Annotated in this window: 20 protein-coding genes and 1 riboswitch; of the genes, 11 read left to right on the forward strand and 9 right to left on the reverse strand. The window is 61.8% G+C overall.

The window, feature by feature from the left end; genetic code table 11:
* Positions 1-3 precede the first annotated feature (3 nt).
* The 7 genes from lipB to sugE all read left to right on the forward strand — a co-directional run bounded on the left by lipB (position 4) and on the right by sugE (position 6,207).
* The gene (lipB, locus tag J0663_RS20595) at positions 4-717 is read left to right on the forward strand and encodes a lipoyl(octanoyl) transferase LipB (RefSeq protein WP_207242206.1); all 714 of its coding nucleotides are present in this window, start codon (positions 4-6) and stop codon (positions 715-717) included.
* A gap of 79 nt (positions 718-796) precedes the next feature.
* A complete protein-coding gene (locus J0663_RS20600) occupies positions 797-1,717 on the forward strand; it encodes a DMT family transporter (RefSeq protein WP_207242207.1) in 921 nt (306 codons plus the stop codon).
* A gap of 97 nt (positions 1,718-1,814) precedes the next feature.
* Positions 1,815-2,519 (forward strand): hypothetical protein, encoded by a 705-nt coding sequence (locus J0663_RS20605; protein ID WP_207242208.1) that lies wholly within the window; start codon positions 1,815-1,817, stop codon positions 2,517-2,519.
* A 108-nt stretch (positions 2,520-2,627) separates the two neighbouring features.
* Positions 2,628-4,637: an acetyl-CoA carboxylase biotin carboxylase subunit gene (locus J0663_RS20610; RefSeq protein ID WP_207242209.1), complete on the forward strand. Its 2,010-nt coding sequence runs from the start codon at positions 2,628-2,630 to the stop codon at positions 4,635-4,637.
* 142 nt (positions 4,638-4,779) lie between these two features.
* Positions 4,780-5,253, forward strand: a complete 474-nt coding sequence (locus tag J0663_RS20615) for a GNAT family N-acetyltransferase (protein ID WP_207242210.1) — start codon at positions 4,780-4,782, stop codon at positions 5,251-5,253.
* 10 nt (positions 5,254-5,263) lie between these two features.
* Positions 5,264-5,731 carry a YaiI/YqxD family protein gene (locus J0663_RS20620; RefSeq protein WP_207242211.1) on the forward strand — a complete coding sequence of 156 codons (468 nt, stop codon included), beginning with the start codon at positions 5,264-5,266 and terminating at the stop codon, positions 5,729-5,731.
* A gap of 161 nt (positions 5,732-5,892) precedes the next feature.
* On the forward strand, positions 5,893-6,207 hold the full coding sequence (sugE, locus tag J0663_RS20625) for a quaternary ammonium compound efflux SMR transporter SugE (protein ID WP_207242212.1): 315 nt from the start codon (positions 5,893-5,895) through the stop codon (positions 6,205-6,207).
* A gap of 45 nt (positions 6,208-6,252) precedes the next feature.
* On the opposite strand, the gene J0663_RS20630 is transcribed toward sugE, so the two are convergent.
* The 7 genes from J0663_RS20630 to crcB all read right to left on the reverse strand — a co-directional run bounded on the left by J0663_RS20630 (position 6,253) and on the right by crcB (position 11,814).
* Positions 6,253-6,645 carry a DoxX family protein gene (locus J0663_RS20630; RefSeq protein WP_207242213.1) on the reverse strand — a complete coding sequence of 131 codons (393 nt, stop codon included), beginning with the start codon at positions 6,643-6,645 and terminating at the stop codon, positions 6,253-6,255.
* A 159-nt stretch (positions 6,646-6,804) separates the two neighbouring features.
* Positions 6,805-8,337 carry an acyl-CoA carboxylase subunit beta gene (locus J0663_RS20635; protein ID WP_207242214.1) on the reverse strand — a complete coding sequence of 511 codons (1,533 nt, stop codon included), beginning with the start codon at positions 8,335-8,337 and terminating at the stop codon, positions 6,805-6,807.
* A gap of 34 nt (positions 8,338-8,371) precedes the next feature.
* Positions 8,372-8,830: a calponin homology domain-containing protein gene (locus J0663_RS20640; protein ID WP_207242215.1), complete on the reverse strand. Its 459-nt coding sequence runs from the start codon at positions 8,828-8,830 to the stop codon at positions 8,372-8,374.
* A 67-nt stretch (positions 8,831-8,897) separates the two neighbouring features.
* Positions 8,898-9,683 (reverse strand): ATP12 family chaperone protein, encoded by a 786-nt coding sequence (locus tag J0663_RS20645; RefSeq protein ID WP_207242216.1) that lies wholly within the window; start codon positions 9,681-9,683, stop codon positions 8,898-8,900.
* A 10-nt stretch (positions 9,684-9,693) separates the two neighbouring features.
* The gene (locus tag J0663_RS20650) at positions 9,694-10,347 is read right to left on the reverse strand and encodes an HAD-IA family hydrolase (RefSeq protein WP_207242217.1); all 654 of its coding nucleotides are present in this window, start codon (positions 10,345-10,347) and stop codon (positions 9,694-9,696) included.
* Positions 10,344-11,342, reverse strand: a complete 999-nt coding sequence (locus J0663_RS20655) for an RluA family pseudouridine synthase (RefSeq protein WP_207242218.1) — start codon at positions 11,340-11,342, stop codon at positions 10,344-10,346. The genes J0663_RS20650 and J0663_RS20655 overlap by 4 nt, the downstream gene beginning before the upstream one ends.
* Before the next feature lie 94 nt (positions 11,343-11,436).
* Complete coding sequence (gene crcB / locus J0663_RS20660; RefSeq protein WP_207242219.1) at positions 11,437-11,814, reverse strand: fluoride efflux transporter CrcB; 378 nt, start codon at positions 11,812-11,814, stop codon at positions 11,437-11,439.
* A gap of 120 nt (positions 11,815-11,934) precedes the next feature.
* On the opposite strand from crcB, the gene J0663_RS20665 reads away from it, so the two are divergent.
* Entirely contained in the window at positions 11,935-12,201 is a 267-nt protein-coding gene (locus J0663_RS20665; protein ID WP_207242220.1) for a hypothetical protein, read from the forward strand.
* A gap of 72 nt (positions 12,202-12,273) precedes the next feature.
* Here the strand turns inward: J0663_RS20665 and J0663_RS20670 are convergent, their stop codons facing one another.
* Both J0663_RS20670 and J0663_RS20675 read right to left on the reverse strand, forming a co-directional pair.
* Complete coding sequence (locus J0663_RS20670) at positions 12,274-13,290, reverse strand: DUF1775 domain-containing protein (RefSeq protein WP_207242221.1); 1,017 nt, start codon at positions 13,288-13,290, stop codon at positions 12,274-12,276.
* Positions 13,291-13,361: 71 nt separating this feature from the next.
* Complete coding sequence (locus J0663_RS20675; RefSeq protein WP_207242222.1) at positions 13,362-13,742, reverse strand: hypothetical protein; 381 nt, start codon at positions 13,740-13,742, stop codon at positions 13,362-13,364.
* Between the two features lie 158 nt (positions 13,743-13,900).
* Positions 13,901-13,993, forward strand: a riboswitch (glycine riboswitch).
* 157 nt (positions 13,994-14,150) lie between these two features.
* On the opposite strand from J0663_RS20675, the gene gcvT reads away from it, so the two are divergent.
* Genes gcvT through gcvP form a run of 3 tightly spaced genes read left to right on the forward strand, consistent with a single transcriptional unit; the run spans position 14,151 to position 18,541 of the window.
* Positions 14,151-15,287, forward strand: a complete 1,137-nt coding sequence (gene gcvT / locus J0663_RS20680) for a glycine cleavage system aminomethyltransferase GcvT (protein WP_207242223.1) — start codon at positions 14,151-14,153, stop codon at positions 15,285-15,287.
* 27 nt (positions 15,288-15,314) lie between these two features.
* Complete coding sequence (gcvH, locus tag J0663_RS20685; protein WP_207242224.1) at positions 15,315-15,677, forward strand: glycine cleavage system protein GcvH; 363 nt, start codon at positions 15,315-15,317, stop codon at positions 15,675-15,677.
* Complete coding sequence (gene gcvP / locus J0663_RS20690; RefSeq protein ID WP_207242225.1) at positions 15,677-18,541, forward strand: aminomethyl-transferring glycine dehydrogenase; 2,865 nt, start codon at positions 15,677-15,679, stop codon at positions 18,539-18,541. The genes gcvH and gcvP overlap by 1 nt, the downstream gene beginning before the upstream one ends.
* The last annotated feature ends 51 nt before the right edge of the window (positions 18,542-18,592 follow it).

Genomic DNA, 18,592 nt, shown 5'->3' on the forward strand with positions numbered 1-18,592 from the left:
GCCATGCTTCGCACCGATCTCGAATTCTCCATGCTCCCGAAGCTCGATACTCGCCCGGTGCGCTGGCGCATCGCCGACGGGCTCGTTGCCTATGAGGAAGCGGTGGCGACGATGGAGCGCGAGGTGGCCGCGATATCGGAAGGCGGCGACGAACTTGTCTGGCTCGTCGAGCATCCGCCGCTTTATACCGCCGGCACCAGCGCCAATGCCAACGACCTTGTCCAGCCCGACCGCTTTCCGGTCTTTGCGACGGGACGCGGCGGCGAATACACTTATCACGGCCCCGGTCAGCGCGTCGCCTATGTCATGCTTGACCTGAAGCGGAGGCGCCAGGACGTGCGCGCCTTCGTCGCCGCTCTCGAAGATGTCGTCATCCGCACGCTCGACATGATGAACGTGCGCGGTGAACGACGCGAGGATCGCGTTGGCGTCTGGGTGCGCCGTCCGGAAAAACCGTTGCTGGCCGATGGTACGATGGCCGAAGACAAGATTGCCGCCCTCGGCATTCGGCTGCGCAAATGGGTGACCTTCCACGGCCTGTCGCTCAATGTCGATCCCGATCTCGATCATTTCAGCGGCATCGTGCCCTGCGGGATATCGGCCTATGGTGTGACCAGCCTCGTCGATCTCGGCCTTCCCGTCATGATGGCGGATGTCGATGTCAGGCTGCGCGCCGCCTTCGAGACGGTTTTTGGTGAAACGGCGAATGACACCTGACGGCTTCGGAGGTTTCACGGCTTGATTTGCCCGGCTTCCCCGTGATTGATGGGCGCCGTTTCCACGAGAATCGGCAGCCATGTCAGAGCCCCATCAAAACTCCCTGCAGGGCATGGCCATCATGTCCGGCGCCATGTTCATCCTGCCGACCATGGATGCCATCGCCAAATATATGGCGACGTTCGAGGCGATGTCCCCGGGTCAGGTCACCTTCTATCGCTTCTTCTTCCAGATCGCCTGCACCCTGCCGATTCTCTTCGCCATTTCTGGGCACAAGGCGCTGTCGGCAAGACGTCCGTGGATGAATCTGCTGCGCGGCGTGCTGCACGGGGCTGCCAGCCTGCTTTTCTTCGTCGCCGTCAAATACATGCCGCTTGCCGACGTCTTTGCCATCTATTTCGTCGAGCCCTTCATGCTGACGGCCATGTCGGCCTTGTTTCTCGGAGAGAAGGTCGGTTGGCGGCGTTGGATGGCGATCGTCGTCGGCTTCGGCGGCGCGATGATCGTCATTCAGCCGAGTTATCAGATTTTCGGCCTTAAGGCGCTGCTGCCGGTAGCCTGCGCCTTTCTCTTCTCACTCTATCTTTTCCTCAATCGTGCGATTGGCGAAGCCGATTCGCCGCTGACCATGCAGACGATGGCCGGTATCGGAGGAACGGTCTTCATGGCGGCCGCCCTTCTCGCCGGCAGCAGCGCAGGTAATGCCGATTTCACCATTTCCCTGCCCTCCTCCGGCCTCGGTCTTGTGCTGCTTCTCGCACTCGGCTCGATCTCCGGATATGCGCATATGCTGGTGGTCAGGGCTTTCCGGCTTGCACCACTGTCCCTGCTTGCCCCGTTCCAGTACTTCGAGATCATCTCGGCCACCGTGCTCGGCTATGCGCTGTTCAACGACTTCCCGAACTTTTCCAAATGGATCGGCATTTTCATCATTGTCGCATCGGGCCTTTTCATCATCTGGCGCGAGCGCTTGCAGGCACAATCGCTAAAATCGTCTTGATTTCGCAAGCATCGGGTTAACTCCTCTTCTTGAGGGATCGTCAATTCGCGGCCGGTAAAACTGTTTCCGGCTTCATGATGAAGCCTGGAGTTAAAACATGAGCGAATTCCGTCTCGCTTTTCCGGCCTGTGTCGTGGCCGGCAAGCATCGGCTGACGGCCGAAGATATCGTGCTGTTGCGCAAACATGCCTTCCCGGAAGGGATACGGACATCCCAGGATGTCGTTGCAATGTTGGCGCTCAACAATTCCTGTCCCGAAAAATGTGCCGAGTGGAACGCTTTCTTCGTGGAGCAGCTCGCCGGTTTCGTCGTTCACCACAGCTACCCGCATGGCTCGCTCGATGAAATCAACGTTGCCTGGATCATGCGCATGTTCACGACCGATGGCGTCGTCAACTCGGCGCTGGAGCTCGAGGTCATTCTCCATGTCATGGAGATTTCGGCCGACGTGCCGGGTGAGTTGAGAGCGCTTGCCCTCGACCAGCTTCGGCTGGCGATCACCGACGGTATCGGCGGCTACAAGCCGTCGCGTGCTGTCGACCGCGCGAGCATCACGCGCCAGGACGTCGACTTTGCGATGCGCATCTTCAGAAGCATCGCCGGAGGCGGCGTCATCGCGGTCTCGCCAGCCGAATATGGCGTCCTCCAGCAGATCGAGCAGGCAACGCTGCCCGGCGCCAACCATCCGCACTGGACCGGAATCATGGCTGCCGTCGAGCTGCGCGACCGCCCGGAACCGCGGCGCAGCCGCTGGCTGCGCATCGTCGACGAGGAGCCGATCGCGGAAGTCGCGGTCGCCTGACAGTCGGCGGCATAATCCCACGCTTCCGGCGTGCCGGCCTCAAGCCCGATTGTGCGTTCCGGTATTTTATGCGTAAAACTCCGGAACGCATTTCTGGGTGGAGTCTCGATGTTCAAGAAAATCCTGATCGCGAATCGCGGCGAGATCGCCTGCCGCGTGATCAAGACTGCGCGCCGCATGGGCATTGCGACCGTTGCGGTCTATTCGGACGCGGATCGGGATGCGCTGCATGTCGAAATGGCCGACGAGGCCGTGCATATCGGCCCCGCCGCGGCATCGGAAAGTTATCTGGTGGCCGAGAAGATCATCGCAGCGTGCAAAGCGACAGGCGCCGAGGCGGTGCATCCCGGCTACGGTTTTCTCGCCGAGCGCGCCTCCTTCTGCGCCGAACTGGAAAAACAGGGCATCGTCTTCATCGGCCCGAAGCCGAAGGCCATCATGGCGATGGGCGACAAGATCGAATCGAAGAAATTCGCCAATGCAGCCAGCGTCTCGACGGTCCCCGGCCATCTCGGCGTCATCGAAGATGCCGCGCATGCGGAAACGATATCAGGCGAGATCGGCTATCCCGTCATGATCAAGGCCTCCGCCGGCGGCGGCGGCAAGGGCATGCGCATAGCCTGGAACGAGGCGGAGGTGCGCGACGGCTTCGAGCGCGCCCGCTCGGAGGCGAAAAGCTCCTTCGGGGACGAGCGCGTCTTCATCGAGAAATTCGTCGTCGAGCCGCGCCATATCGAGATCCAGGTGCTGGCCGATGCGCATGGCAACGTCGTCTATCTCGGCGAGCGCGAATGCTCGATCCAGCGGCGGAATCAGAAGGTGGCGGAAGAGGCGCCCTCGCCTTTCCTCGACGAAAAGACCCGCCAGGCCATGGGCGAGCAATCGGTGGCGCTGGCGAAAGCCGTTGAATACCAGAGCGCCGGCACCGTCGAATTCATCGTCGACCGCGACCGCAACTTCTATTTCCTCGAAATGAACACCCGCTTGCAGGTCGAGCATCCCGTCACCGAACTCATCACCGGCATCGATCTTGTCGAGCAGATGATCCGCGTCGCGGCCGGAGAGCCTCTTTCCTTCACCCAGGACGATATCAGGCTCAACGGCTGGGCGATCGAAAGCCGGCTTTATGCCGAAGACCCCTACCGCAACTTCCTGCCTTCGATCGGTCGCCTGACGCGCTACCGCCCGCCGGCCGAAGGCAGGACCGGCAATGTGGTCGTCCGCAACGATACCGGCGTCTTCGAAGGCGCCGAGATTTCGATGTATTACGACCCGATGATCGCCAAGCTTTGCACCTGGGCGCCGACGCGCAACGAGGCGATCGACGCGATGGGCCGGGCGCTCGACGGCTTCGTCGTCGACGGCATCGAGCACAATGTTCCCTTTCTGTCGGCGCTGATGAAACATCCGCGCTGGCGCGAGGGCCGGCTGTCCACCAGCTTCATTGCCGAGGAATATCCCGACGGCTTCGCGCCGATGAAACCGGACCGGCAGGAGGAGGCCACGCTTGCCGCGATAGCACTGTCTGCCTCGCTCATCGAAGGAAACCGCCGCGAACGTTTCGCCGATCGCCTGCGCGCCGCATCGGCCGCACTGCGGGAGGATTGGGTGGTCAAAACAGGCGGGAGCTACGTCGCTGTCAGATTGCTCGATGGCCTTGTCACCATTCCCTTCGATATGGAGATGGAGATCGAGGGCGGAAGCCGGAGCGTTGTCACCGATTGGAGACCGGGTGATCCGGTCTGGAGCGGCAAGGTCGGAGGTGAGGATATTACCGCGCAGATCCGCCCCGTTCTCAACGGTCTGCGCATCGACTGGCAGGGACTGTCCGTCACCGCCAAGGTCTTTTCGCCGCGTCATGCCGAACTCGACAGGCTGATGCCGGTGAAGCTGCCGCCCGATACCTCCAGGCTGCTGCTCTGCCCGATGCCCGGCCTCGTCGTATCAATTGCCGTCACCGAGGGCCAGGAGGTCAAGGCCGGCGAGACGCTAGCGATCGTCGAGGCGATGAAGATGGAAAACGTGCTGCGCGCCGAGCGCGATCTCGTCGTCTCGAAGATCAATGCCGCAGCCGGCGAAAGCCTGGCCGTCGACGCGATCATCATGGAATTCGCCTGAGCTCGGCCGGGCCGGTCTGCGGATAGACCGGCCGGACGCCGACCAGCCATATCAGTTGTTGAAGTCGCCGCCCCCTTCGTCCATATACGGAAAGCTCTTAGCTCAGCATTCCGGCAAGAGCATCGGCGACGTGGTTCCAGCTATGACTTCGATTCCTTACACGGCCGACCTCAAGGGCCTCGACGACTTATCCGCACGGGAGCTCTATGACCTCCTCAGAATGCGCGTCGACGTCTTCGTCGTCGAGCAGAACTGCCCCTATCCGGAACTTGACGGCAAGGACATCGATGCCCTGCATCTGCGGCTGCTGGACGGCGGTGAACTGCTCGCCTCCGCGCGGCTTCTGAAGCCCTTCACTGCCGAGGATCCGTCAAAGATCGGCCGCGTCGTCGTATCGCCGGCCCATCGCGGCAAACGTCTGGGCGAGACATTGATGAGCGAAGCGATCATCTTTTGCGAGCGGCTTTATCCGGCAAATCCGATCGCCCTGTCGGCGCAGGCCCATCTGCGCCGCTTTTATGAATCCTTCGGCTTCGTCGGCACATCTCTGGAGTATCTGGAAGATGGCATTCCCCATATTGATATGGTCAGACAGCCGGCCACCCAATCGGCATGAGGATATTGCTGTGATCTATGTCGACGCCGATGCCTGCCCGGTGAAGCCGGAAGTCCTCAAGGTTGCCGAACGTCACGGCCTCGAAGTCACCTTCGTCGCCAATTCCGGCCTGCGCCCCTCTCGCGATCCGATGGTCTACAACGTCATCGTCTCCAATGCCTTCGACGCCGCCGATAACTGGATCGCCGAACGCGCCGGCACGGGCGATGTCGTTGTTACCGCCGACGTGCCGCTCGCCGTGCGCTGTGTCGCTGCCGGCGCCTTCGTCAGCGGTCCGACCGGCCGTGTTTTCGATGAGACCAATATCGGCATGGCGAGCGCCATGCGCGATCTCGGCGCGCATCTGCGCGAAACCGGTGAGAGCAAGGGCTACAACGCTGCCTTCGGCCCGAAAGACCGCTCGCGGTTCCTCGAAACCTTCGACCGTCTCTGCCGCCGCGCCAAGACCCTGTCTGCAGAGACCGGCCGGCAGCCGTAATTCCCCGCCCGTCAAGAAACGGGTGGCATGCAGGCCGTGGCGGTTCCTACCTTGAAGTCAGCCGGCCCCTCGCGCATATAGGCTTGATCGCAGACGACTGCGGCATCCCATGGATCCAACGTCGCGGGGACGGCCTCGCTCTTGAACAAGGAGAGAGGCGTATGGCCTGGTTTCTGCTTTTTCTCGCCGGTCTTTTCGAATGTGGCTGGGCAATCGGCCTCAAATATACCGAAGGTTTCACGCGGCCGTTGCCGACGGCGCTGACCGTCATTTCAATGGTGGTGAGCATCGTGCTGCTCGGCCTGGCGGTGAAGCACCTGCCGATCGGCACCGCCTATGCGGTCTGGACAGGCATCGGCACGGTCGGCACCGTGTTTCTCGGCATCTGGCTGCTCGGTGACGAGGCAAGCGTCTCCCGTCTTGCCTGTATCATGCTGATCGTCGGCGGCATCGCCGGTCTCAAGCTCACCGCCTGATCAAAAAGGTCTGCGGAACGCCGGGCGCGCCCCACGCTGTTGCATTCAGGCCGGCTTGCGGTTTTCGATGGCAAAAGCGCCGGGACCAGAGAAGGCCAGATACAGGAAGACGAAGCAGAACAGGATCGCTGCGTCGCCCTGGTTGACGACCGGGAAGAAGCTGCTCGGAGCATGCGCCATGAAATAGGCGACCGCCATTTCGCCGGCCAGTAGGAAGGCGACGGGGCGCGTCAGCAGGCCGACGAGGATGAGAAGGCCGCCGACCAACTCCAGAAGCGCTGCGAAAAGCATCAGCGGCGACAGTGGGCCCGCCATCTGCGAAGCCGGGAAACCGAAAAGCTTCATCGTGCCATGCTCGATGAACAAGAGCGCGGTGATGATTCTGAGAGCGGCCAGCGCGTAGGGGCGATAGGCGGAAAGACGCTCGAAACTTGACATTGAACCGCTCCTTTGAAGAATAAGAGCCGAGCGTTAGCTTGTCCCCGGTAAGGTTTGAAGACACGGATCACTGACGACCGTTCACTTTTTCGACAGCGCGAAAGACCTGTTCGACAGCAGGTAAACACCTGAGCAAACGATTTTATTCACCTACGAAAGTCAAAGCGGGATGTTGTCGTGTTTCTTCCACGGATTGGCGAGGTCCTTGTTGCGCAGCATCTTTAGCCCGCGCGCCAGTCGCCGCCGGGTCGAATGCGGCATGATCACCTCGTCGACATAACCGCGCTCGGCGGCGACGAAGGGCGAGAGGAACCTGTCCTCGTACATCTTCGTGTGGGCGGCGATCTTCTGCGGATCGGCAATATCCTTGCGGAAAATGATCTCGACCGCGCCCTTGGCACCCATGACGGCGATCTGCGCCGTCGGCCAGGCATAATTCAAGTCGCCGCGCAGATGTTTTGACGCCATCACGTCATAGGCGCCGCCGAAAGCCTTGCGGGTGATGACGGTGAGTTTCGGCACCGTTGCCTCCGCATAGGCAAAAAGCAGCTTCGCGCCATGCTTGATGAGGCCGCCATATTCCTGCGCCGTCCCCGGCAGGAAGCCCGGCACGTCGACGAAGGTGACGATCGGAATGTTGAAGCAGTCGCAGAAGCGCACGAAGCGGGCCGCCTTGCGCGAAGCGTCGCTGTCGAGCACGCCGGCCAGCACCATCGGCTGATTGGCGACGAAGCCAACAGTCGAGCCTTCGATGCGGCCGAAGCCGCAGACGATGTTTTTGGCGAAGCTCTCCTGGATTTCGAAGAAATCCCCTTCGTCCGCCACCTTTCGGATCAGTTCCTTGATATCGTACGGCTTGTTGGCATTCGCCGGCACCAGCGTGTCGAGCGACGCATCGGTCTCCGTCACCGACTGGTAACATTCAATCTCAGGCACTGGCGACGTGTTCGAAAGCGGCAGAAAATCGATCAACCGGCGCACCTGCAACAGCGTATCGACATCATTCTCATAGGCGCCGTCGGCAATCGACGAGCGCACCGTATGCACCACTGCGCCGCCGAGCTCTTCTGCTGTAACCGTCTCGTTGGTCACGGTCTTCACCACATCGGGACCGGTGACGAACATGTAGGAGGTGTCGCGCACCATGAAGATGAAATCGGTCATGGCAGGCGAATAGACGTCGCCGCCGGCGCAGGGACCCATGATCACCGAAATCTGCGGAATGACGCCCGAGGCAAGCACGTTGCGCTGGAAGACTTCGGCGTAACCGCCAAGGGCAGCGACCCCTTCCTGGATGCGGGCGCCGCCGGCATCATAGATACCGACGATCGGGGCGCGGTTCTTCAGCGCCATGTCCTGCACTTTCATGATCTTTTCGGCATGCGCTTCCGAAAGCGAGCCGCCGAAGACGGTGAAATCCTTGGCGAAGACGAAGACCGTGCGGCCGTTGACCGTCCCCCAGCCGGTGACGACGCCGTCGCCGGCGATCCGGCTCTTATCCATGCCGAAATCGGTGGAGCGATGCTCGACGAACATGTCGAACTCCTCGAAGGAGCCTTCGTCGAGAAAGAGGTCGATGCGCTCGCGCGCCGTCAGCTTGCCGCGCTCGTGCTGGGCATCGATACGCGCCTTGCCGCCCCCGAGGCGGGCGACGCCGCGGCGGCGTTCCAGTTCTTCGAGAATTTCCTTCATGCGATCTCCCTCGCCGCTCTCGTGTCGATAGGCGCTAGCGGCTGCGGCCGCTGAGCGAGAAAACCGAGCGTATCCTGGCTGCAACATCCTCCGCGATGATGTCGTCGGCAAGCTTCGGGTCGGCGGCAATGCTGGTCACGTCGAAGGCGCTGACCGCGATGACCGAACCGTCCTCGACCGAAGCCGCGTCGACGCTGATTTTGGCGACGTTGCGGTCCTTCTGGAAGCCGAGGCCCTTCTCTACGGAAACCACGCGGATCGTCAGCACCACCCGCGGCAGCACGGTATCCCGCACGGTGGCGTTGATCGCAGCATTGACGCGGTCGCTGATCCCGGCAAGCAGAACGCCCGGGATGTTGGGGCCGGAGAGAACGACGGCGCTTCGCACATCGTAAAGCGGCGCCTCCGGCTTCCTGGCCGAGAGGCTGACGCAGGCCGTGAGCGCGACACAGACGAGTACGGCCTGGCAAAAACACGACCTCAGCCAATTCATTACAAAATCCCGCACCACCCCGTTGGAGTCGCAGATTTCGTCATAATGTCTGGGAAGGCAATATGTTTCAGGTGCTTAGGGCGAAAAAAACATCCACTGCCGCCTTGAAATCCGCAAAGCGCTTGGCTCGCCGCTCCTCGGCTTCCTCGTCGCGCCCCCAATGCTCGATCGTCCAGTCCTCGTCGAGATGGGCAAGCGACCATGTCTCCTCCAGCGTCACCCGTCCCTCGGCAAAGGCAAGCGCCAGGATCGCCGAGCCGGTCAGCGTGGTGATCGTATGGAGAGCGGCGAGCGCCATTGGGCTCTGATGCCGCGCCAGCGTCACAGCGAAGGCGGCGGTCGCCTCACGCGGCTGTTCATGATGCATCACCCCTTCAACGAGGATGAAACGGGCGCCGAGATCGTTGGCTGCCCAGTCGATAATCGGGTCCCAACGTTCCCTCTGACGCTCGACCAGCAGCTCCGGCCCGTCGGCGCGGTAGCAGAGGAGGTCGGACGAGGAAAAGCGGAGAATGTCTTCGAAGATAGCCTGCGTATTGGTTGCCACGCCGTCGAGCGCGGTATTGACCAGCCGGGTCACCGGCATGGTGGCCGGATCTATTTCCTCGCCCTGCCCGCGCCATTCGGCGGCGACGAGCCGGGCGAGCGCCTCGGTCGGCACGGCGAGAACCTGGCGTGCCGGCGTGCGCACGGATTTGCCGTCGAGTGTGATCGCGAAGCTGCCCTCGTGCTCGGCGACCGCCACCTCGGTATAGAAACGCTTCGGCAGCGGCTTTTTCATCTGGATCTGGGCCCGACGAATGGGATCGGGATGGCTCAGGCCCTCGGAAAGATCGTTCAGCAGATCGCGCATGGGCTCACCCTCAGGAAAAATGGCGCAATATGTCGTTCGGATGGTAGGCGATCACATCGGCGCCGTTGGCGATCAGCTCATCCACGCTGGCATAGCCCCAGGCTACACCGATCGCTTTTGCGCCGGCAGCCTTTGCCATCTGCATATCGTAAACCGCATCGCCAATGACAATGGTGTCGGCGGCATTCATCCCGGTTTCGTCGCAACATTCCGTCACCATGGCCGGATGCGGCTTGGAGGGGCAGTCGTCGGCGGTGCGCGCGACGACGAAATGCCTGTCGAAGCCGTGCGTTTCCATCACGAGCTTCAGCCCGCGGCGGGATTTTCCCGTCACCGCCCCGATCAGCAGATCCTCGCGGCCGCTGATCGAATCGATCATCTCGTGGATGCCGGCAAACAGCGGCTCTCGATAGTCGAGATCCTGACGCACGATAGTAAACAGCGATTTGTAATGCGCTGTCATTTCGATGTCTTCCTGCTCGACATGCGGCCTGCCCTGCATGCGGGCGATGGCAATATCCAGCGACAGGCCGATGATGGCCTTGGTGTCCTCAAATCGAGGCTCCGCCTTGCCGAACTTCTCGAAGGTGCGCCGCATGGTTTCATGGATAAGCCCGGCACTGTCGACCAAGGTTCCGTCGCAATCAAAAAGCGCGAGTTTCATGCTTCGTCGTCCAGAATGGGAGCCGAATTTTCATCGAAGCCGAGCAGGTTCCAGCTCTGCACCATATGCGGCGGCAAAGGCGCGGTAACGCGCAGGCGTCCCCCTGAGGGATGCGGGATGTCGATATGGCGGGCGTGCAGATGCAGCCGCTTTTGAACGCCGCCAGGGAAATCCCAATTTGGATCCTCGTCGAAATATTTCGGATCGCCGATGATCGGATGGCCGATATGGAGCGCATGGACACGAAGCTGGTGCGTGCGGCCGGTATAGGGCTCCATCTCCAGCCATGCCAGACGCTGGGCTGCCGTCTCGACAACGCGGTAGTAAGATACCGCGTGATCGGCTCCGTCTTCGCCGTGCTTGGCAATGCGCATACGATCGCCGTCGGCAGTCTGCTCCTTGACCAGCCAGGTCGAGATCTTGTCCTCGTGCTTGCGTGGCACGCCCTTGACCAGCGACCAGTAGGTCTTCTTGGTATCGCGCTCGCGGAAGGCGGCCGTCAGCTTCTGCGCGGCACCGCGGGTACGGGCGATGACGAGAACGCCCGAGGTGTCGCGGTCGAGACGGTGGACGAGCCGCGGCTTCTCGCCCTTCGGACTGGTCCAGGCGTCGAGCATCTGGTCGATATGCCTGGTCACGCCTGAGCCACCCTGCACGGCAAGGCCGGGCGGCTTGTTGAGGACGATCACCTTGTCGTCCTCATGCAGCACCATGCGCGACAGGAGTTCGAAATCCGTGGAATGCTTGAGATCCTTGCCGGCGATCGGCCCGGTTTTCAGCTTTGCATCGACATCGAGCGGCGGCACGCGCACCATCTGGCCGGGCTGCACGCGTGCGTCCGATTTGACGCGTCCGCCATCGACGCGCACCTGGCCGGAGCGCAACAGCTTCTGCAGCGGCCCGAAGCCGAGCCCGGGAAAATGCACTTTGAACCAGCGATCGAGCCGCATACCGGCTTCGTCGGGTTCAACCTTGATATGTTCAATGCCAACCATAAACGATCTTTCGGAAATTGCAGCACGGGCCGAGCCGGCGTTCTCGCCGCAGCCTTTAGAGCATTTTTATGAAAAACGGAAACCGGAATCGAAATCAGGCGAAAGCGCGCATGACGGCGAGCCCTGCGATGACAGCCGCCATTGAAAGCCCGACGCTTGCAACGATGTAGATCCCGCCGGCCACCGCCTCCCCGCGCTCGAACAAGGAGATTGCATCCAGCGAGAAGGCCGAGAAGGTGGTGAAACCGCCAAGGAAGCCGGTAATCAGCAGAAGGCGTAGCTCGATCGAGGCGTTAAACCTGCGCGCGATCAGCTCGGCAAAGACACCGATGACAAAGCAGCCGGCGACATTGACGGCAAGCGTGCCCCAGGGGAACGCCGGCCCCATGAGCCTCAGCGCCCACTGGCCGACATAATATCTGAGGACGGAACCGATCGCGCCGCCCAGCGCGACAAGGAAAGCCTGAATCATGAGCCGGATTTACCTCAATTCGGCGACGACTCCAATGGAACCGCGCGAATTCTTGCCACTCGGTAAAATGCCGATGATTTTGTTACGATAGCACCAAGACCATGCCGATACCGTGGCGACATGACGCAGCTCCTGTCCATATCGGCCAACACCGCCGCCATTGCCTTCGAATCGCTGAGGATCCCCCAGCGCGTCGCAACGAGCACGGCGGCGCGGGATGCAAAGCGCATTGCCGACCGGCAACTGAACGACGGAACGTCTGATCAGGCCGAGGAGCCCTCCAGCATCATCCAGTCGACGGAAGTGGCGCTCGACCTGATGGCCAAGGGCAACCAGCAGCCACAGGCCGGCCTCAGGCAGGCGCTGCAATCCTACGAGGATTTCTGAGACAAGCCGCACAAGACAAAAAGTCTGCGACGGCAATGGCAGCCGCAGACTCTCTGTTTAACCAGCCTCGGCTTACTTACCCTGGGCAGACAGCACCTGCAGCACCAGATCAACCTTGCCGGCCTTTTCGAAGGTCAACGTCACCGGCACTGTATCGCCCTGTTTGAACGGCGTCTTCACCTTCTGGAACATCAGATGCAGATTGCCGGGCTCGAGCTTGACCGTCTGGCCCGCGGCAATGGCGAGGCCCTCCTTCAATTGGCGCATCCGCATGACATTGTCCTTGGTCACCATCTCGTGGATCTGAACCTCGCCTGATGCAGGCGAGGACACCGAGACTAGGCGGTCATCCGTCTTGCCGTTGTTCTTCACCGTGAAGAAGCCGCCGCCGACCGGCTGGCCGGGCAGCATTGCCTTGGCGAAGCCGCCGGAGATTTCAAGATCGCCCGTGTTGATGGTTTCTCCGGCCGACGCCGCAGCCGTCATGCCAGCCATGTCCATGCCGGTTTTATCGGTCATGTCCATGCCGGCCATGTCGTCATGGTCGTGGCCATGGCCTTCGCCGGCGACGATCTTCAAGAGCGGCGCAGGACTTTTGAGGCCATGGGGATCGCCGCCGTCTTTCGCCACCTGATCCCACGCTTCGACCGCATCACCGCACATCTGCGTCACCGGAAAGGCGAGCGAAGTGCCGGCCTCGACGCCGGAAACCTTCCCCTGAATGACGAAAGTGTCGTAGAAATCGTCGGAGAGATTGCCGTTCTTCCAGCGGATCTCGACGGCGCCCGTCTTCACCTTGTCGCCGTGATTGTCGTAGGACTTCTGGTAATCACCCCTGATCACCTCGAGCTCCCAACCGGGCTTCGGCTGCGGCTTGGCGAAGACGAAGCCTTCCGGCAGTTTCACCCGCACTTCCGTGGTCGACTTGCCGTCACAGCCATGCGGCACCTGCAGCGTGGCAAGAATGGTGCTGTCCTGCGTCGCCTGCTTGTCGAGGAAGCTCACATGCGCTTCGGCGCCGGCAAAGGCGGTTGCGGAAAGCAGGGCGGCAAGCCCAAACGTCTTGCCGAATGTCTTGATTGTTTTCATCGGATATCTCCTCGCCGGCTGCGAACTTCTTTGGCGAACCGGCATGCTGCGTCATGGGTTACGGAGGCAGATCAGACGAGGATGGGAGGCGCGCGGGAATTCGGCCGGGTGACGGCGCCGGCGTCGGCAACGGCAGCGGTTTCGATCGGTGCATTGAGAAGCGAGGCGAACCTGCGCTCGAGCCAGGAGCCCACATCCGGAGTCGGCAGGATCACAGAGGCAGACAGCCGGCAAGCTTCGCAGCTTGGCTTGAAGGCGACAGTCTTGCCGTCGGCCTCCTTCACCGTGACGCAGAGCGAGGCAAGGCTGCCGTCGGGCAGCATATAGGCGGCTGCATCATAATCATCGGAAGCGGCGGCCTGTGACGCCTGATGGGCAAAGCCGAGCAAAAGCAGGCTCAATGCGCAAAGCATGCGCAGGAAGAGCGTCACTTTCAGTCCGGTCCGCCGCATGAGATCCCCTTCAACTACATGTCGCGATAGCCGGTTTCCTTGCCGAATGCAAAAGCAGATTTGCCGCAAATCGCGGCCTGCACCTGACTATGGCGACAAAAATTTGTCAGGTCACGACATTTGGTCTTGCCAAGCGCCACACCCGCCGGATAATTGCGCCAACCCTGTTGGGAGAATCCGGTGCTTTCGCCACCGGTGCCGAAGGAGCAACCGCCCCGGAAACTCTCAGGCCAAAGGACCAGCAAGGGGCAGACGGAACTCTGGAGAGAAGCGTTCTCGAAACGCTCGCCGAAGGGATAACAATCTCAGGCGTCAAGGACAGAGGGGGCTCAGGAGAGAAGCGCGCAGCCGCGCCTTCAGATTTGAGCCCGCGCCTTTTCAACAAGGCGCAAACCCCGGAGGCGTCGTTTGGACGATACTGCTGCCCTTAAGAAAACCCCGCTGCATGCCCTGCATCTGTCGCTCGGCGCCCGCATGGTGCCGTTTGCGGGCTACGACATGCCGGTGCAATATCCCGCAGGCGTGATGAAGGAGCATCTTCATACCCGCAGCGAGGCCGGCCTGTTCGACGTCTCGCATATGGGCCAGATCATCGTGAAGGCGAAGTCGGGCAGTTACGAGGATGCGGCGCTGGCGCTCGAAAGCCTGGTGCCGGTCGATATTCTCGGCCTCGCCGAAGGTCGACAGCGCTATGGCTTCTTCACCGACGATACCGGCGGCATTCTTGACGATCTGATGATAACCCATGTCGACGACCACCTTTTCGTCGTCGTCAACGCCGCCTGCAAGGAGGCCGATCTCGCCCATCTGCAGGCCAATATCGGCGACCAGTGCGACATCACCCTTCTGAACCGCGCTTTGATCGCGTTGCAGGGGCCGCGCGCGGTCGAGGTTCTCGCCGAACTCTGGGCCGACGTCGCGGCGATGAAATTCATGGACGTGCGCCACTGCCGCCTCCACGACATTTCCTGCCTGGTCTCACGCTCCGGCTATAGCGGCGAGGACGGCTTCGAAATCTCGGTTCCGGTCGACAAGGCCGAGGATGTCGCCATGCGGCTGCTCGAGCATCCCGACGTCCAGGCGATTGGCCTCGGCGCGCGCGATTCACTGCGGCTCGAAGCCGGCCTCTGCCTTTACGGCAATGATATCGACACCACGACCTCGCCGGTCGAAGCAGTCCTCGAATGGGCCATGCAGAAGGCGCGGCGCGGTAATGGCGCGCGCGCCGGCGGCTTCCCCGGCTCCGGCCGCATCCTGTCTGAGCTCGAAAACGGCGCCTCGCGCCGCCGTGTCGGACTGAAGCCCGAAGGCAAGGCGCCGGTGCGCGGCCATGCCAAGCTTTATGCCGATGCCGAGGGCAAGGTCGAAATCGGCGAAGTAACCTCGGGCGGCTTCGGCCCGAGCGTCGAAGGCCCGGTCGCCATGGGCTACGTGCCTGTCTCCCATTCCGCAGTTGGAACCCTTGTTTATGCCGAGGTGCGCGGCAAGTTCCTGCCCGTCTCCGTCTCCACCCTGCCCTTCGTTACACCGACCTACAAACGCTGAACCCTGTTTTCCCGAGAGGATATTTCCATGCTGAAATTTACCGCTGAACATGAATGGCTTGAGCTCGACGGCGACGTTGCAACAGTCGGCATCACAACCTATGCCGTCGAGCAGCTCGGCGACCTCGTCTTCGTCGAGCTGCCGGAAGTCGGCAAGAGCTTCGCCAAGAACGACGACGCGGCGACCGTCGAATCCGTCAAGGCCGCCTCGGAAGTCTATTGTCCGCTTGATGGCGAGATCACCGAGGTCAACGAGGCGATCGTCGCCGATCCCTCGCTCGTCAATTCCGATCCTCAAGGCGCCGGCTGGTTCTTCAAGCTGAAGCTCAAGAACCTCTCCGATGCCGACGCTCTGCTCGACGAGGCAGCTTACAAGGAGCTCATCGCGTAATGACGACGCCGACCGAATTCCAGTTCACCGATTATCAGCCCTACGATTTCGCCAATCGACGCCATATCGGCCCCTCGCCGGCTGAAATGACCGACATGCTGAAGGTGATCGGCTATAACAGCCTCGACAGCCTGATCGATGCGACGCTGCCACCATCGATCCGTCAGAAGGCGCCGCTCGTCTGGGGCGCACCGATGACCGAGCGCGAGGCGCTCGACAAGCTGCGCGACACCGCCAACAAGAACAAGGTGCTGGTGTCGCTGATCGGTCAAGGTTACTACGGAACGATCACGCCGCCCGTCATTCAGCGCAACATCCTGGAGAACCCCGCCTGGTACACGGCCTATACGCCCTATCAGCCGGAGATCAGCCAGGGTCGCCTGGAAGCGCTGTTGAACTACCAGACGATGATCTGTGACTTGACCGGCCTCGACGTCGCCAATGCCTCACTGCTCGACGAAGCGACCGCTGCCGCCGAAGGCATGGCGATGGCCGAGCGCGTCTCCAAGTCGAAGGCAAAAGCCTTCTTCGTCGATGCCGACTGCCATCCGCAGACCATCGCCCTCATCCGCACCCGCGCCGAGCCGCTCGGCTGGAGCGTCATCGTCGGCAATCCCTTCACCGACCTCGATCCGGTCGATGTTTTCGGCGCGATCTTCCAGTATCCCGGTACGCACGGCCATGTGCGTGATTTCACCGGCCTGATCTCCCGCCTGCACCAGACCGGCGCCATCGCTGTTGTCGCCGCCGATATCCTGGCGCTGACGCTCTTGAAATCGCCGGGCGAAATGGGTGCCGATATCGCCGTCGGCTCGTCGCAGCGCTTCGGCGTTCCGGTTGGCTATGGCGGTCCGCATGCGGCCTATATGTCGGTCAAGGATGCCATCAAGCGTTCCATGCCCGGCCGGCTCGTCGGCGTCTCCGTCGACGCCCGCGGCAACCGCGCCTACCGGCTGTCGCTGCAGACGCGCGAACAGCATATACGCCGCGAAAAGGCGACCTCGAATATCTGCACCGCCCAGGTGCTGCTCGCCGTCATGGCCTCGATGTACGCCGTCTTCCATGGCCCGAAAGGCATCAAGGCAATTGCCCAGCAGGTCCACCAGAAGGCCGTACTGATGGCCAAAGGCCTGGAAAAACTCGGCTACAAGGTCGAGCCGGAGAGCTTTTTCGATACGATCACCGTCGATGTCGGCCATATGCAGGGCCTCATCCTGCGCGCCGCCGTCGCCGAAGGCGTCAATCTACGCAAGGTCGGCGAAACAAAGATCGGCATGTCGCTCGACGAACGCACGCGGCCGGCAACGCTGGAAGCCGTCTGGCGCGCCTTTGGCGGCAATTTCGCCATCGCCGATTTCGAGCCGTCCTACCGGCTGCCGAAGGAATTGCTGCGCACCAGCGATTACCTGACGCATCCGATCTTCCACATGAACCGTGCGGAAAGTGAGATGACACGCTACATCCGCCGGCTCTCCGACCGCGATCTGGCGCTCGACCGCGCCATGATCCCGCTCGGTTCCTGCACGATGAAGCTCAACGCGACGGCGGAAATGCTGCCGATCACCTGGCCGGAATTTTCGGATATTCATCCCTTCGCCCCAGCCGACCAGGCACTCGGCTATCGCGAGATGATCGACGACCTCACGGACAAGCTCTGCGCCGTCACCGGCTACGACGCCTTCTCCATGCAGCCGAATTCCGGCGCGCAAGGCGAATATGCCGGCCTGCTGACGATCCGCAATTATCACATCGCCAATGGCGACGGCCATCGCGACGTCTGCCTGATCCCGACCTCGGCGCACGGCACCAACCCTGCTTCCGCCCAGATGGTCGGCATGAAGGTGGTGGTCGTCAAGGTGCGCGAGAATGGCGACATCGACATGGAGGATTTCCGCGCCAAGACTGAGGAGCATGCGGCCAACCTCTCCTGCTGCATGATCACCTATCCCTCGACACACGGCGTGTTCGAGGAAACGGTCAAGGAAATCTGCGATCTGGTGCACAAGCATGGCGGCCAGGTCTATCTCGACGGCGCCAACATGAACGCCATGGTGGGCCTGTCCCGCCCCGGTGACATCGGCTCCGACGTCTCCCACCTCAACCTGCACAAAACCTTCTGCATTCCGCATGGCGGCGGCGGCCCCGGCATGGGCCCGATCGGCGTCAAGGCGCACCTGGCACCCTACCTGCCCGGCCACCCGGAAACCGACGGGCGCTCGGGCGCGGTTTCGGCAGCCGCTTTCGGCTCCGCCTCGATCCTGCCGATCTCCTGGAGCTACTGCCTGATGATGGGCGGCGAAGGCCTGACGCAGGCGACCAAGGTGGCGATCCTCAACGCCAATTACATCGCCGCCCGGCTGAAGGGCGCTTATGACGTGCTCTACAAGTCGAAGACCGGCCGCGTCGCGCATGAATGCATCATCGACACCCGCCCGCTGGTCGACAGCGCAGGTGTCACCGTCGACGACGTCGCCAAGCGCCTGATCGACTGCGGTTTCCATGCGCCGACGATGAGCTGGCCGGTGGCCGGTACGCTGATGATCGAGCCGACGGAGAGCGAGACCAAGGCCGAACTCGACCGCTTCTGCGAGGCGATGCTGGCGATCCGCGAGGAAGCCCGCGCCATCGAGGAAGGCCGCATGGACAAGGCCAACAACCCGCTGAAGAACGCCCCGCACACGGTCGAAGACCTCGTCGGCGAATGGGATAGGCCCTATTCGCGCGAACAAGCCTGCTTCCCGCCCGGCGCCTTCCGCGTCGACAAATATTGGTCGCCGGTCAACCGCGTCGACAATGTCTACGGCGACCGCAACCTCATCTGCACCTGCCCGCCCGTCGAAAGCTATGCGGAGGCCGCGGAGTAATATGACGTTGGCAAGCCCTTCCCGCCGGTTCGGGAGGGGCTACCCATGCTT

It is taken from the genome of Rhizobium lentis (assembly GCF_017352135.1).
In the GTDB taxonomy this organism is placed as follows: domain Bacteria; phylum Pseudomonadota; class Alphaproteobacteria; order Rhizobiales; family Rhizobiaceae; genus Rhizobium; species Rhizobium lentis.

Bases quoted from the DNA above. Each gene is read 5' to 3' on its own strand.
- J0663_RS20605 (WP_207242208.1), top strand. From the start codon at position 1,815: ATGAGCGAATTCCGTCTCGCTTTTCCGGCCTGTGTCGTGGCCGGCAAG.
- gcvH (WP_207242224.1), top strand. From the start codon at position 15,315: ATGCTGAAATTTACCGCTGAACATGAATGGCTTGAGCTCGACGGCGAC.
- sugE (WP_207242212.1), top strand. From the start codon at position 5,893: ATGGCCTGGTTTCTGCTTTTTCTCGCCGGTCTTTTCGAATGTGGCTGG.
- J0663_RS20630 (WP_207242213.1), bottom strand. From the start codon at position 6,645: ATGTCAAGTTTCGAGCGTCTTTCCGCCTATCGCCCCTACGCGCTGGCC.
- gcvP (WP_207242225.1), top strand. From the start codon at position 15,677: ATGACGACGCCGACCGAATTCCAGTTCACCGATTATCAGCCCTACGAT.
- crcB (WP_207242219.1), bottom strand. From the start codon at position 11,814: ATGATTCAGGCTTTCCTTGTCGCGCTGGGCGGCGCGATCGGTTCCGTC.
- J0663_RS20615 (WP_207242210.1), top strand. From the start codon at position 4,780: ATGACTTCGATTCCTTACACGGCCGACCTCAAGGGCCTCGACGACTTA.
- J0663_RS20645 (WP_207242216.1), bottom strand. From the start codon at position 9,683: ATGCGCGATCTGCTGAACGATCTTTCCGAGGGCCTGAGCCATCCCGAT.
- J0663_RS20640 (WP_207242215.1), bottom strand. From the start codon at position 8,830: ATGAATTGGCTGAGGTCGTGTTTTTGCCAGGCCGTACTCGTCTGTGTC.
- J0663_RS20610 (WP_207242209.1), top strand. From the start codon at position 2,628: ATGTTCAAGAAAATCCTGATCGCGAATCGCGGCGAGATCGCCTGCCGC.
- lipB (WP_207242206.1), top strand. From the start codon at position 4: ATGCTTCGCACCGATCTCGAATTCTCCATGCTCCCGAAGCTCGATACT.
- J0663_RS20600 (WP_207242207.1), top strand. From the start codon at position 797: ATGTCAGAGCCCCATCAAAACTCCCTGCAGGGCATGGCCATCATGTCC.
- J0663_RS20670 (WP_207242221.1), bottom strand. From the start codon at position 13,290: ATGAAAACAATCAAGACATTCGGCAAGACGTTTGGGCTTGCCGCCCTG.
- J0663_RS20675 (WP_207242222.1), bottom strand. From the start codon at position 13,742: ATGCGGCGGACCGGACTGAAAGTGACGCTCTTCCTGCGCATGCTTTGC.
- J0663_RS20650 (WP_207242217.1), bottom strand. From the start codon at position 10,347: ATGAAACTCGCGCTTTTTGATTGCGACGGAACCTTGGTCGACAGTGCC.
- J0663_RS20665 (WP_207242220.1), top strand. From the start codon at position 11,935: ATGACGCAGCTCCTGTCCATATCGGCCAACACCGCCGCCATTGCCTTC.
- J0663_RS20655 (WP_207242218.1), bottom strand. From the start codon at position 11,342: ATGGTTGGCATTGAACATATCAAGGTTGAACCCGACGAAGCCGGTATG.
- J0663_RS20635 (WP_207242214.1), bottom strand. From the start codon at position 8,337: ATGAAGGAAATTCTCGAAGAACTGGAACGCCGCCGCGGCGTCGCCCGC.